Raw genomic sequence first — 14,150 nt, 5'->3', positions numbered from 1 at the left:
GAATCCCATTCGCACTCGCGCGGAAGAACGTCCTCGACCGCCGTCCGGCCCCCCGGAAGCACCTCTGCACGGCGATCACGACGCGGATCGAGCGAACCGACCACCGGAGCCGCCGACGGCTCCGATCGAACCGTTTGCCCCCCACCGACTTCGAGACGATCGCAAAGCGCCACCGCCCCCCGGCGGCACACCACCCAGCCGTCACCGATCCGCGCACCGGTCCCGGCCGTTCGTACCCGGCGCCCGGCGCCCGGATCTGGTGACATCCAGTCAGGAGGCAGCGATGCGCGCCACGTTCCCCCTCGCCACACCGCACCACCTCGACAACGAACCCGAGGCCGAGGCCCTGCTCGCGCAGGCTCCGGTCGTCCTCGCGACGATGGGACCGGTGGACGTCTGGCTCGCCCTCTCCTACAAGGCGGTGCGCCAGGTCCTGAGCGACAGCCGGTTCAGCCGGGAGGCGGCCACCCTTCCGGGCAGCCCGCTGAAGCTGTCCGTCGCCGGGGACCCGTTACTGGTCTCCAGTCTGGACGGCGAGCGCCACGCCCGCCTGCGCAAGCTGATGTCGCAGGCGTTCAGCCCCCGCATGGTCGATCGGCTGGAGCCGCGCGTGCAGTCCATCGCGGACTCCCTGCTCGACTCCCTCGATCCCGCCGCGGACCTCGTGGCAGGCCTCTGCGCTCCACTGCCGCTGATGGTCATCTGCGAGCTGCTCGGCGTGCCCTACTCCGAGGCGGAGGCCATCCGCAGGTGGACCAGGCGGCTGTTCGTCACGAACATCACCCCGGACGAACTGCGGGCCGCCCAGGGCGAGATGCAGGACTGGCTCGCCGATCTGGTGCGCCAGAAGCGGGCGCGGCCGGACGACGGCTTGATCTCGGCGATGGTCGCCGCCAACGACGAGGGCGACCACCTCACCGAACCCGAGCTGCTGGCCAACCTCGAAGGCCTGCTGATCGCCGGCCACGAGACGACCGTCAACCAGCTGGGCAACTCGTTCCTGACCCTGCTGCGCCACCCGGACCAGCTCGCGCTGCTGCGGTCGTCACCGGACCTGATCGGACCGGCGGTCGACGAACTGCTGCGATACAGCAGGCTCTTCACCTCGGCCGAGGTCCGGGTCACGACCGAGCCCGTCGATCTGGAGGGCGTACGACTGGGGGCGGGCGAACCGGTGTTGCCGGTCATCGTCGCGGCCAACCGCGACCCCGGGGTGTACCCGGACCCCGGCCGCTTCGACATCACCCGCGAAGGACCGGCAGCACACCTCGCCTTCGGGCACGGGCCGCACTTCTGCCTCGGCGCGATCCTGGCCCGCCGGGAGATGCGGGTGGCGATCGGGTCCGTGGTGAAGCGGTATCCGGGACTGCGCCTCGCCGTTGACGAGTCCGAGCTCGCCTACGTGCCGGAACTGGTCTTCCGCGGCCTCCAGGCGCTGCCGGTCACCTGGTGATCCGCGGTCTCCCCCACCAAGTCCCCGGTCGTACCCGCCCGGGCTTCCCAGGCCGCCCACCGGGCTCGGTCCTGCCAGGAGGTCGAGGAGGAACTTCCCGAAGGGGCATCGCTTCGCCTTCCGCCGAACCGCGCTCCTCCAGCGCCTCGTTCCCCGGTCGGGGAGCGGGCACCGCCGCGCTCCCTCCCGGCGCCACCCGGCGCGGTGACCTCTCCGGAAGGGACGAGTCATGCGAACAGGAGCACCACGGGCACGAGGATTACGGTGGCGCAGAGGGAGTTCACTCCTCCTCGCCGGCACCGTTCTGGCAGGCCTGGCCGTCGGCGTAGGCCCGGCCCGCGCCGTACCGCCGAACTATCCGGACGCCGTCGTCTCGATGGGCGACAGCTACATCTCCGGTGAGGGCGGCCGCTGGGCCGGCAACGGCGGCGGCCTGATGGCCGGATCCCGGGGCACCGACCGGGGCGTCGGTGTCTACACCGTCAAGAACTACCTGGACCAGACGCAGGACACCTCCTACCAGACCGCGCCCGGGGCCGCCTGCGACCGGTCCGACACCGCGGAGATCCTCAGTGCCGCGATCCCGGCCCTCCCCAACGCCCGCCGGGTGAACCTCGCCTGTTCCGGCGCCACCACCGACCACATCCTCGGTCAGTCGTTCAAGGGCGAGCCCGCCCAGATCGCCCAGCTGGACACGGTCCTGCGCCTCAACCGGGTCAAGATGATCGTGGTGTCGATCGGCGGCAACGACATCGACTTCAGCGGGATCATCGAACGCTGTGCCAAGGCGTACAGCGCACCCGGGTACAGTCCGTGCGCCCCCGTACTGAGGGACAGTGCCAAGAATGCCCTCGCGGCCCTGCCGCAGAAGGTCTCGAACACCCTCGGCGCGATCCAGGCGATGATGGCGTTCCACGGCTACCTGTCGTCGGACTACCGCCTGGTGCTCCAGTCCTATCCGCGCCCGCTGCCCGGACTGCTCACCGACTACCGGATGACCGAGCAGGAGAACCGGGGCTCCACCGGCGGCTGCCCCTTCCTCGACGCCGACTCCTTCTGGGCGACCGGCACCGTCCTGTCCGGTCTCACCGATCGACTCAGGGACGCGGCCAACGCACAGGGTGCCACGTTCCTCGACCTCTCCACGGCCTTCGCCGGCCACGAGCTGTGTCACCGGAGCGCCTCCCCCTCGACCACCGACGCCGGCGTGGCCGACTACCGCGCGGAGTGGATCCGCTGGATCCCGAACCCCCTCGACACCGGCCAGGGCGCCCTGCAGGAGGCCATCCACCCGAACGCCTACGGGCAGCGGGCACTGGGGAGGTGCCTGTCGCTGCTGAGCGAACGGATCCTCTCGCCGCGAGCGACGGGCTGGGGCTACCGCTGCAACCCCAGCGCGGAACAGCGGCCCCCGACGGAGATGTCGCTGACCCCGCTCGACGGCACGGACATCGCGCCGGTGGGCGATCCGCCCTTCAACGACGGCGACCGCGTGTCGCTCAGGACGAACTTCCCGCAAACGGGCACGACGCCGCCCCCGGCGCGGTACGTGACCGCCGATGCGGCCCTGATCAGTGACACTCCGGCCCGGCACGAGACCTTCCGGCCGTTCCACCAGCCGCCCGGGCAGACCCACTGGCCGGTCCCGAGGATCAGCTCCGAGCAGAGCTGGGGCATCTACCGGAACGCCCTCGGCGGATGGGGGCTGACCGGCCTCGAAGGCCACCTGAGCGTCGATCCGGGCACGGGGACGCTGCTGAACGAGCGCGTCCCGACGAACAGGCCCAACGACGAACGGTTCAGCTGGCAGTTCCGCGCCGTGCCCGGTGGCGGCCACCGGATCACCCACCAGATGGAGCCCGCCGACCCCGCGGTCCTGCCCGCGCAGCGGCCCGTCGGGTGCCTGGAGGCAACCGTCGAGAACGGGGCCAACCTGCTGCGGGTCCTGCCGTGCAACGGCTCGCCCCAGCAGGTCTGGACGATCGAGACCACGGTCGGCCTGCCTTGCACCGGCACCGGCACCGCCACCGGCACCGCCAGTACCGCCGCGCTCACCGTGTCCGCCTCCACCGCGTCACCCTGCCCGTCGCCCCCGGTCGCCGACGCACCGGACGGGTCGCTGATCATGTCGCTCGCCTTCCTGCAGCGGACGATGGACAAGCACGTCGTCAACGGCCTGGGCGTGCCCCGCAGCTACACCGGCGGCCACTTCGCCGACACCAGGTTCGGACCGGACGGATTCGAGCCCTCGTTCACGTACGACAACTCGGTGATCATCGCGGCCCTGCTCCAGGGCCGCTTCCGCGACGTCGGCCGGGCGATGCGCCTCGGCGACAGCCTGCTGTACGCCCAGGCCCACGACACCGAGCCCGACGGCCGGATCCGTGCGTCCTACATGCCCAACCCGCTCGTCACCGCCGCCGGCACGCCCTACGTCGGCAGTTTCTCCGTCTACACCGGACACATGGCATGGGCGGGCATGGCCTTCTCCCGCCTCTACTGGGTCACCGGGGAACAGCGCTACCTCGACGGCGCGCTGAAGGTCGCCAACTGGATCCAGAACAACGCGGCGGACACCCGCGGCCTGGGCGGCTACATCGGCGGGTACGCCGACACCGCGGGGGACGGCACCGGGATGGTCCGCAGGACGTGGAAGGCCACCGAGCACAACATCGACGTCGGCGCCTTCTTCGCCATGCTCTCCCGCATCCTCCCCTCCGACCAGGTGTGGTCGCAGCGCTCCCAGAACGCCTTCGACTTCGTCCGCGGCATGCGGGCCGCGGGCGGTTGGCTGTGGACCGGTACCGGACTCGACGGGGTGACGCTGAACACCGACAGCGCGCCGGAGGACGTCCAGACGTGGAGCTACCTCGCCACGCTGGACCCGTCCTACTCCCCGGCCGTCAGCTGGGCCAGCACCAACCTCGCCGCCGCCGACATGCACTTCAGGGGCGTGAGCTTCGCCAGGGTCGACACCTCCAAGGTGTGGTTCGAAGGCACCGCCCACCTCCTCGCCGCCCTGCACGTCCGCCGCGCACCGGGTGACGACGTCCGGGCGGCGGAGCTCCAGAAGACCCTGGAGGACGCCCAGGCGGCTCCCCCCAACACCAGCGTGGAAAACGGACTGGGCATCCCCGCCGCCTCCAGCGACGGCCTGCAGACCGGGGAGGGCGACCAGTACTACGCGTCCCTGCACACCGGCGCGACCGCCTGGTACATCCTCGCCGGCCAAGGGGCGAACCCCTTCCGCCTCTAGCGACCCGAGCCGGAGTCCCCCGGCCGTAGGTGGCAACCCGGTCGAGCATCCGATCGGCGCTCTCGGCCCGGATGAACGGCTCGGAGTGTTCAGGCCCTCGAACGAACCGGCCGCGGCTGCCTCGTTCGAGGGCCTGAACGGAGCGGTGGACTCCCCGGTCGAGCGTCTTCCCTGTCAGCTCGGCGAACCAGCGCTCCACCGGGTTCGGCCGGGAGGAGCCGGTCGGCATCGCCGCTCGCTGTCCACCAAGCTCGTCCTGCGCGATCCCGGTGAGGGCGTGCCGCTGCTCCCGGCCGGGATCAACCGCCCCGGAGCCCGGGGAGCCGCGCCATCGCAGCGCGCCGGCCCGGTGACCGCACCCCTTCCCGGCGGGCTGTGCCGGGAAGAGCGCCCTTCCACCAGCCGGGCGGGCCAGGCTGCGCGTCGACGACTTCTCACGACCCAGGGCTCGCCCCCACCGCGGACGTGAAGCCGGACGCCATCCTGCGTGCCCACCGAGCCGCCCAGCGGGGCGGGGATGCCCGGGGAAGACACGGTTGGCGCAAGGGCTCTCAGGATTTTCCCATTAACCCTGATGGTCTGTATGGTATGGAACGTCCGATTTGGTATCGGATATGTCGACATCTGTTGACTCATTGGGATGAGTCTGGATGATCCGCAATCAACTGAACTCGGCGGGCGTTCCCTTCCACCTGCCTTCTTCCCTGCACGGAGGACTGTGTCGATGAGTCAGAGCACCGGTACACCCGGCCACAGAAGACCCACCGTGGGGCGGGTCCCAGCCCCACGCCGCCGTCGGAACGCCCGGATCGCGGCGGCCGCCGCCACCGCGCTGGTGCCGCTCGCGGCGGTGCTGACGGTCGGTTCGGCCGCCCCGCTGGCCCCGCCGCTGGGCGCGTGCAGCGGGCCTGAGTGCCCCGCCACCTGGCCGCCGGTCAACAACGGCGACTTCACCGGCCGGGACGCCGCCCTCAGCATCTTCACCGGCGGCAACTACACGGTCGCCGGCCGGGCGGCCGAGGCCGAGGGCAAGATCGTCACCCTCGGGGACTTCACCGTGGACAAGAACGGCGGCGGCAACTTCAACGCGGGCGTGGTCGGCGTCGGCTCGCGGGTCGTCCCGCCCAACGGCAGCGACTTCCTCACCGTCGGCGGCAACGTCACCGTGCTGCCCGGCAACTCCCTGCTGATCGGCGGCAGCGACTCCCAGGGCCAGGCCTTCGGCAACCTGCGGCACACGGGCACGCTCACCGGCACGGTCGCCGTCGACCCGCCGGGCGAGGTCATACAGGACGCCAACGCCGCCGCGCCGTACCAGTCGGTGCTCACCCAGATCGAGGACGTCTCCGCCTGCGTCGGCCGCGCCACCGCCACCGGCACCGTCGCGCTCACCGCCAGCGAGGCCACCTTCACCGGCGACGGCACGAGCATGAAGCAGGTCTTCAACGTCACCGGGAACCTCACCTCGCCGACCGGCGGGCAGATCGGCCTGGTGTTCGCGGGCATCCCGGCCGGCGCGACCGTCGTGGTCAACATGCTGTCGGCCGACCCGGTCGTCAACACCTACACCGGCACCGGCCTGCCGGGCGACCAGACCACCGAGATGCGCTCCAAGCTGATGTGGAACTTCCCCACGGCCACCTCGGCGCAGATCAACGGCACCGCGCAGTTCCAGGGCTCGGTGATGGCGGGCAACCCGGCCGGCACCACGACCATCGCCATGCCGGGCCTCAACGGCCGGGTGTACCTGGCGGGCAACCTGGTCCAGACCGGCAACGGCGGCTACGAGATCCACAACTACCCGTTCGACGGCGACCTGCCGGACTGCGAGGTCACCCCAAGCCCGACGCCGACGCCGACTGAGACCACGGCGTCCCCGACACCCACCCCGACGCCGACCGAGACCACGGCCTCGCCGACACCCACCCCGACGCCAACGCCGACCCAGACCACGGCCTCGCCGACCCCGACGCCCACCCCGACCCAGACCACGGCCTCGCCGACGCCCACCCCGACCCAGACGTCGCCGACATCCCCCGCCGCCACGTCCCCGGCCCTGACGTCGCCGACGTCCCCGGCCCCGACCGAGACCACCACCTCGGCCACGCCGACCAGCCCCGCCGCCACCTCCAGCTCGTCCAGCGCCGCACCCGTCATCGGCGGTCCGACGACTGAAGGTCCGGCCACCCAGCTCCCGGCGCCCGCCAACGGCGGCGGTAGCGGCGGCCAGTTGGCGTCGACCGGTTCGGACAACGCCCCGCTGCTCCTCGGCATCGGCGCCGGCCTGCTCGCCCTCGGCGGCCTCGCCGTCCTGGCCGCCCGTCGCCGCGGACGCCACAGCTAAGGCCGCTCCGCGGTAACCGCCCACCGCACAGTTCGGGCCGCCCGGTCTCCTCGACCGGGCGGCCCGACCCGTTCACACCCACGCACGCCCGCCCCTACGGCCGGCCGGAGGACTGGACGGAGTCCGCCCGCCAGGCCGTGCGCGACGAAGGACGGCGGATCGGCACATTGCAGATCCGAGAGGAGGACGGGGGCCGGATCCGGGCGATCCCGGCGCGGACGGCTGCGGCTCCGACGGCATCGTCCGCCTCCCCCTGCCGGCGGGTGAGGGCGTTGATCTCATGTCGGGGCGAGGATCCGGTTCGGGATTCGGCACGATACCGGCCACACATGGGTATCCGGCATATCCGGTATGTCCGGGTGTCGCGGCCGGGCAGGCGGGCCGGAGGCGCTACGTTCGTGCCCGTGACCGGCAACGACGTGGTCCTGGTGCTCGTGGTCGCCACCGCGCTGGGCTTCGACTTCACCAACGGCTTCCACGACACCGGCAATGCCATGGCGACATCGATCGTCACCGGGGCCCTGCCGCCGCGTGTCGCGGTCGCCGTGTCCGCGGTGCTGAACCTGGTGGGCGCGTTCCTGTCGACGGCGGTCGCGGCGACCATCGCCGGCGGTCTGGTCGACAGCGCCCAGGTGACCCTGACGGTCGTCATGGCGGGCCTGACGGGCAGCATCCTGTGGAACCTGACGACCTGGTACCTCGGCATCCCCTCCAGTTCCTCGCACGCGCTCATCGGCGGCGTGGTCGGGGCGACGATGGCGGCCGCGGGCGGCTCGGCCGTGAAGTGGCAGGGGCTCCTCTCCAAGGTGATCGTGCCCGCCGCCCTGTCCCCGTTCATCGCCGGCACGGTCGCCGCACTCGGCACCTACCTCGTCTACCGCATCACCCGAGGCGTCCGCGAGGGCCCCCGCGCAAACGGCTTCAGACTCGGCCAGGTCGGCTCGGCCTGCATGGTCTCGCTCGCCCACGGCACCAACGACGCCCAGAAGACCATGGGCATCATCACCCTGGCACTGGTCGCCGACGGCACCCTGCACGCCGGCGCGAAGTCCCCGACCTGGGTCATCGCCTCCTGCGCGACGGCGATCGCCCTCGGCACCTACTTCGGCGGCTGGCGGGTCATCCGGGCCCTGGGCAAGGGCCTGGTCGAGATCGATTCACCGCAGGGAATGGCCGCCGAATCCGCCTCCGCCGCGGTGATCCTCTCCTCCACCGACTTCGGCTACTCGCTCTCCACCACCCACGTGGCCACCGGCTCGATCCTGGGGACGGGGGTGGGCAGGAAGGGCGCGGAGGTCCGGTGGAACGTCGCTCAGCGGATGGTGGTGGCCTGGCTGCTCACCCTCCCGGCAGCGGCGCTGACCGGCGCGCTGGCCTACTGGGTCGCGGACCGCATCGGCGGGACCGGGGGCGTGGTGGTGATCTTCACCGTGCTGGTGCTGGCCTCGACCGCCTTCTACGCCGCCTCCCGCCGCCGGGCCGTCACCCCGGAGAACGTCAACGACGCATGGACCGGCTCGATCGTCCCGGCGGCCCCCGCCGACAAGGTGACCCCATGAACACCTGGATCAACCTGAGTGCCCTGTGGAAGATCGTCGTGGTGGGACTGCTCACCGGCGCCGGTCTGCCCGCGCTGTTCGCCGTCGGTGTGCGTGCCCTCAACCCCCCGCCCCCACCGGGCGCGGCCACCGCCGGACAGCCCACCGCCGGCCCCCTCGGCCGCGCCGTCGCCGGTCTGTGCTTCGCCGTCGTGCTCGCCGCGATCGGCTGGGGCATCTCCATCATCGTCGGCCACGGCTGACCGCGATCCGCCGCGCACGGCATTCCAGGCCGACGGTGCGACCTGTCGGCCGCCGTACGACGGTCCGGCCGAAGTCCGCCCTCCCCCTGCGTCCGTGGATCACCAGCACCGTGACCGCCCTCGAACCTCATCCCAACGGCCCCGCCCGGAGGTGAGGGCCGGCCGGGCCTGGGACGTGCCGGTCGACGCGCACCAGGCGGACCGTCGCGGAGACGCGGACCGCGGCGCCGGGCTCCCGCGGTGGAGTTCGGCGGGCGCGCCCGCGGATCAGCCCTGGAGGGAGGCGAGCCAGGCGGTCAGGAGGCGGTTCACCTCCTCGGGGCGCTCCTGCTGGATCCAGTGCCCGCAGCCGTCCAGGATGTGGGTGGAGGTCAGGCCGGGGAGGGTGGTCGGGTAGGCGTCGATCGCGTCGGCCATCCAGGTGGTGGAGGCGTCCAGGGCGCCGCCGATGAACAGGGACGGCTGTGTGATCGGGGCGCCGCGGTACGGGGCGAGGTCCTCCCAGTCGCGGTCCATGCTGCGGTAGCGGTTGAGGGCGCCGGTCATGCCGGTGCGCTCGAACTCCCCGGCGTACACGTCGAGGTCGTGCTCGGTCAGCCAGGCGGGCAGCCTGCCGCCGGGGAAGCGGTCGCGCAGCCGGCCGCCGGCGCGGGCCACGAAGTGGGGGTCGGGCTCTCCCCCGGTGGGCATGGTGTCGGCGGACAGGGCCGCGTAGAAGCCCGCGAGCCAGCCCCGCAGGTCGGGCTCCATCTCCGCCTCGGCCCGGCCGGGCTCCTGGAAGTACGAGACGTAGAACTCCTGGTCGCCGCCCATCCGCGCGAAGACGTCGGTGGGGCGGGGGCCGCCGGGCGGGGCGTAGGGGACGCTCAGCAGTGCGACGGCGCGGAAGACCTCGGGATGGAGCAGGGCGGAGACCGCCGCGATGTTGGAGCCCCAGTCGTGTCCGACGACCACCGCCCGCTCCTCGCCCAGCGCGTGCACCAGGGCGACGTTGTCCGCCACCAGGTCGAGCATCCGGTAGGCGTCGGTCGCGGCCGGCTTGGAGGAGCGGCCGTAGCCGCGCACGTCGAGTGCCACGGCGCGGTACCCCGCCGCCGCGAGGGCCGGGAGCTGAAGGCGCCAGGAGTACCAGGACTCGGGGAAGCCGTGGACGAGCAGGACCAGCGGTCCGGTGCCCTGCTCGACCAGGTGCAGGCGCCCGGCGGGTGCCTCGACGATGCGGTGGCGCAGGCCTGCGGACGGTGCGGGCTGGTGCATGGTTTCTCCTCGGTTCAGGGGCGGCCGCGGTTACGCACCGATCTTGCGGCGCGGCGGCCGCCCGACGCGAGGAGGTTTGTCATTCTGGCAAACTGGCAGGACAGGGCGGTGGAGGCGGTACGACAGGAGAGAGCGGGGTGACGGTGACGGACGACGGCACGGCCGACACGCTGGCGGCCATGGGCCCTCGGCTGCGGAGCGCGCGCGAGCGGCGCGGCGCCACGCTCACCGACGTCAGCCGTATGACCGGCATCTCTCTGAGCACGCTGTCGCGGATCGAGACCGGTCGGCGCAAGCCGACCCTGGAGGTGCTGCTGCGGCTCGCGAAGGCGTACGGCGCCTCCCTGGACGACCTGGCCGGCACCGCACCCGTCGCCGCACCCGTCGCCGCGGCCGGACCGCGCACCCCGGTGCCGCAGCGCCCCGGCGACGACAAGGTGGTGCTGCCGCTGACCCGCTACGTGGGGGGCCTGCACGCCCACAAGCACGTGCTGCCCGCCGTCGACGGCCCGCCGGCGCGACCGCGGCAGGTCTCCCACGACGGGTACGAGTGGCTGTGCGTCCTGTACGGGCGGCTGTGGCTGGCGCTCGGTGAGCAGGACCTCGTTCTGAGCGCCGGGGAGGTGGCCGAGTTCGACACCCGCACCGCCCATGGAGTCGCGAACGCCGGACCCGGCGGACCGGTCGAGTACCTGATCATGTTCGGGCCGCAGGGAGAGCGCCTACGACCGCGCATCCGGGCATCCTGAGCACGTCGCGGGATTGGACCGCGCCGGTCCGGACGGAGCCGATGACGTCACGTACTCGGCGCGCTCGTCGCGACTGACGCTTCCGCGGTGCGGGCGTGCCTACCGCCTGGATCCCTTCCCGACGGTTCGCCACCACCGGCGCAGCGGTCCCGGGCCCGCGCTGTGCCGGATCCGGGCGATCTCGGCGCGGACGGCCGCGGCTCCGGCGGCATCGTCCGCCTCCCCCCGCCAGCGGGTGAGGGCGTTGATCGTCTCGGAGATGTCGGGGTGATCAGGGCCGAGTACCCGCTGCTGATCGTGCAGCAGGTCGGCGTAGGCGGCCGCGGCTCCGGTCGCGTCTCCCGCCGCCCCCTGCCAGTGCGCGAGTTCGTGCCGGATGCTGAACACCGCGCGGTTGGGACCGAATACCCGCTCCATGTCGTTCAGCAGGTCCACGAAGGCGGCCACGGCTGCAACCGCGTTGCCTGCCTTTCCCCGCCACATGGCCCGCCGTCCCCGGACGGTGAACGTCTCGACGTGGCTACGGCCGTAAACCCGCCGTACGAGCGGTATGAGTTCCTCGAAGTCGGCTGCGGCCACGGCGGCCTGTCCGGCCTTCCCTCGCGCGTGGGCGAGGTTGCTCCACGTGGCGAGGGTCAGGGGGTGCTTGGGACCGTAGACCCGCCGCACGTCGTCCAGCAGGCCGACGAAGGCGACCGCGGACGCCGCCCAATCGCCCGCCTCGCCCTGACAGCGGATGAGGTTGTTCCGGGTGTCGAGGGCGTCGGGGTGGTCGGGGCCGTGGACTCGTAGCACGGCGGGCAGCAGCCTGGCGTAGAGCGTTGCCGCTCCGGCCCAGTCCTCGGCCTCGGCCAGCTCGCGGGCCTGGCTCTTTCGAACCGTGAGGGAGATGAAGCTGTCGTCGCCGAGAAGCCGCATCACCCCCTCCAGCTGCGCGTCGGAAGCGGCTCCGGCGTTGGCCTGATCCGCCGTCTCCTCCTGGTCTCCGGCACCCGTCATCTCTGCCCCGCCTCCACCTGGTGACTGCCTGTCGAGTGAGATTAGTCGGGTTCCAGGGGAATGGGCCGGGCCGTGATGGGGATCCCTGAACTTGTTCCGTGACGTTCATGTCCCAGTGATCTCGGCTCTGGGCGGGCGCGGTCGTTGCTGTCGGAGTCGTACGCCCTCGCGCCGGCCGGGTCCCCTTCGCTCGGCCCGGTGCGCCGGGACGGCGGTCCGCACGTCGGTACGGAGAAAATCCAGGGGAGCTGACGGCCGTGCGCTGCTACGGTCGGGCGCCATGAGCTGGCTTCCCGATGACTTCGTCCACCCCGTCCTGGTACCGCTGCCGGGCGGCGGCCATCACCTGCGGCCGATCCGGGAGGCGGACGCCCCGCTCGACTATCCCGCCGTGATGGGCTCACGCGAGCGGCTGTGGAGCAGCTTCGGCCCGGCCTGGGGCTGGCCCGCGGCCACCATGACCTACGAGGCCGACCAGGCCGACCTGCTGCGGCACGAGAAGGAGATCGCCGCACACCAGTCCTTCAACTACGCGCTGTTCGACGCCGCGGAGACGGCTCTGCTCGGCTGCGTCTACATCGACCCGCCGGAGAGGGCCGGCGCGGACGGCGAGATCTCCTGGTGGGTGGTGGACGAGCTGGTGGGCGGCGAGGTCGAGCAGGCCTTCGACGCGCTGGTGCCGCAGTGGATCGCCGCCGACTGGCCGTTCGAGCAGCCGCGCTTCCTCGGCCGCGGGATCTCCTGGCCGGACTGGCTCGCCCTGCCGGCGCACCCCGACGCGTAACACCCGGCCCCCGGACCGGGTGTTACGCGGCAGCTCGGCGGGTGTCTACGCCGGATCGAGCAACCAGGAGGCCCTGGAGGCGGCCATCGTTGTGCTGCCGGATGGCGAGCGGGCGGCCGGTGGGCGCCGCTGCGGGCGGCGTGGGCGTGGGCGCCTGCCCCGACGGCGCTCCGGGCCGGGCCGTCGGCTGCCCGGACTCGGCTAAGAACGGGTGGTCGGCCGCGCCCACGCCTCCAGCTCGTTGAACGCCGCGACGAAGGACGGCAGCATCGGCCTGTACTCCTTGTCGATCCTCACCAGCCCGTCGGTGTGGGTACCGCCGGGGACGTGGACGTAGCGGTGCAGGGGTGCCCTCCCCGCGGCGGTGACCATCCGGTCGTACACGTCACCGAAGGTCGCCGGCGGGGTCAGCGCGTCGAGCGTGCCCTGGATGCTGATCAGCGGGCGCTTGATGTTCCCGGTCAGCGAGATTCGCTCGACCGCCCGGTGCACCGGCTCCGGGCGCGAGGCGAAGTCGTAGTCGGTGTCGCAGCCGGGCGCGGTGCCCGGCGGGCAGAACGGGGTACCGCCCTGCCGGGCACCGTCGTAGTCGGGGTCGACCTCCTCGCGGACGGTGCGCTGCAGCAGGTCCCACTGGTTGTCGTAGTGGTAGCCCCACTGCCTCTCGGAGCCCTTCGGGTAGCCCGCTGCGATGATCTCCTCGTACGCCGACCGGTCGCCCTTGGCCAGGCGGGGGTAGGCGCGCAGCGCGGGCGGGAGCGTGGCCAGCAGGCCGCCGTCCTTGGTGAAGACGAGGGCGTTCCAGTCGATGCCGCCCGTGTAGAGCTCGGGGTGGTGTTCCAGCTGCCAGCGGACCAGGTAGCCGCCCGCGGAGAGACCGGCGGCGTAGGTGACGCGAGGCGGGCGCCCGTAGTGCTGCCGGGCGGCCTTCTTCGCCGCCACGGTGAGCTCCGCCACCCGGCGGTGCCACTCCATGATGGCGTCGCCGGGGCGGTCGCCGTCCTTGTAGAGCTCGTCGCCGGTGTTGCCCTTGTCGGTCGCGGCGTAGGCGTAGCCCTTGGCGAGCACCTGGTCGCTGATGATCGGGTCGTTGGCGTACTGCTCGCGGGTCCCGGGCGGGCCGGCCACGACGAGCCCGCCGTTCCAGTCCTCGGGCAGCCGGATGACGAACTGGCTGTCGTGGTTCCAGCCGTGGTTGGTGTTGGTGGTGGAGGTGTCGGGGAAGTAGCCGTCGACCTGGACCCCGGGGATCCCGGACGGCAGGACGGCGTTCTCCGCCAGCAGTCCTGTCCAGTCCTTGTCGTCGGTGTGCCCGGTGAGGGTGGTTCCTGCCGTCGTCAGGTCGGTGAGGCAGCTGGAGACCGAGTACTCGGCTCCCGGGACCCGGACGCCGGAGCAGCGGTCCCCCTGGTCGGCGCCGCCCACCGGAACGCTCAGGGCGGTGGCGAGCAGCAGCGGTGCGATGGCGAGGTGGCGGAGCAAGACGCCCTCTTCTCGATCGGGAATG

At 72.1% G+C, this 14,150-nt stretch carries 10 protein-coding genes; 7 read left to right on the top strand and 3 right to left on the bottom strand.

Annotated elements, in window-relative coordinates; translation table 11 throughout:
* Positions 1-283 precede the first annotated feature (283 nt).
* The 5 genes from ACFVFS_RS19015 (at position 284) to ACFVFS_RS18995 (ending at position 8,854) form a co-directional block, all read left to right on the top strand.
* Positions 284-1,453, top strand: a complete 1,170-nt coding sequence (locus ACFVFS_RS19015) for a cytochrome P450 (RefSeq protein ID WP_380625535.1) — start codon at positions 284-286, stop codon at positions 1,451-1,453.
* Between the two features lie 376 nt (positions 1,454-1,829).
* Complete coding sequence (locus tag ACFVFS_RS19010) at positions 1,830-4,709, top strand: GDSL-type esterase/lipase family protein (RefSeq protein WP_380625532.1); 2,880 nt, start codon at positions 1,830-1,832, stop codon at positions 4,707-4,709.
* Positions 4,710-5,475: 766 nt separating this feature from the next.
* A complete protein-coding gene (locus ACFVFS_RS19005) occupies positions 5,476-7,053 on the top strand; it encodes a choice-of-anchor A family protein (protein WP_380625529.1) in 1,578 nt (525 codons plus the stop codon).
* A 404-nt stretch (positions 7,054-7,457) separates the two neighbouring features.
* Positions 7,458-8,612 (top strand): anion permease, encoded by a 1,155-nt coding sequence (locus ACFVFS_RS19000; RefSeq protein WP_380625527.1) that lies wholly within the window; start codon positions 7,458-7,460, stop codon positions 8,610-8,612.
* On the top strand, positions 8,609-8,854 hold the full coding sequence (locus ACFVFS_RS18995) for a hypothetical protein (RefSeq protein WP_380625524.1): 246 nt from the start codon (positions 8,609-8,611) through the stop codon (positions 8,852-8,854). The genes ACFVFS_RS19000 and ACFVFS_RS18995 overlap by 4 nt, the downstream gene beginning before the upstream one ends.
* Before the next feature lie 267 nt (positions 8,855-9,121).
* Here ACFVFS_RS18995 and ACFVFS_RS18990 read toward each other — a convergent pair whose 3' ends face one another.
* On the bottom strand, positions 9,122-10,111 hold the full coding sequence (locus tag ACFVFS_RS18990) for an alpha/beta fold hydrolase (protein WP_380625522.1): 990 nt from the start codon (positions 10,109-10,111) through the stop codon (positions 9,122-9,124).
* Positions 10,112-10,290: 179 nt separating this feature from the next.
* On the opposite strand from ACFVFS_RS18990, the gene ACFVFS_RS18985 reads away from it, so the two are divergent.
* A complete protein-coding gene (locus ACFVFS_RS18985) occupies positions 10,291-10,860 on the top strand; it encodes a helix-turn-helix domain-containing protein (protein WP_380625547.1) in 570 nt (189 codons plus the stop codon).
* A 99-nt stretch (positions 10,861-10,959) separates the two neighbouring features.
* Here the strand turns inward: ACFVFS_RS18985 and ACFVFS_RS18980 are convergent, their stop codons facing one another.
* Positions 10,960-11,859: a tetratricopeptide repeat protein gene (locus ACFVFS_RS18980; protein WP_380625520.1), complete on the bottom strand. Its 900-nt coding sequence runs from the start codon at positions 11,857-11,859 to the stop codon at positions 10,960-10,962.
* Between the two features lie 280 nt (positions 11,860-12,139).
* On the opposite strand from ACFVFS_RS18980, the gene ACFVFS_RS18975 reads away from it, so the two are divergent.
* Positions 12,140-12,643, top strand: coding sequence for a GNAT family N-acetyltransferase (locus tag ACFVFS_RS18975; protein WP_380625517.1), 504 nt, complete (start codon positions 12,140-12,142; stop codon positions 12,641-12,643).
* A 201-nt stretch (positions 12,644-12,844) separates the two neighbouring features.
* Here ACFVFS_RS18975 and ACFVFS_RS18970 read toward each other — a convergent pair whose 3' ends face one another.
* Positions 12,845-14,125: a tannase/feruloyl esterase family alpha/beta hydrolase gene (locus ACFVFS_RS18970; protein WP_380625515.1), complete on the bottom strand. Its 1,281-nt coding sequence runs from the start codon at positions 14,123-14,125 to the stop codon at positions 12,845-12,847.
* Positions 14,126-14,150 lie beyond the last annotated feature (25 nt).

The organism is Kitasatospora sp. NPDC057692, from assembly GCF_042799475.1.
Lineage (GTDB): Bacteria > Actinomycetota > Actinomycetes > Streptomycetales > Streptomycetaceae > Kitasatospora.
Note: the sequence above shows the minus strand (reverse complement) of the source record. Positions and strands in the feature narration are given on the sequence as shown.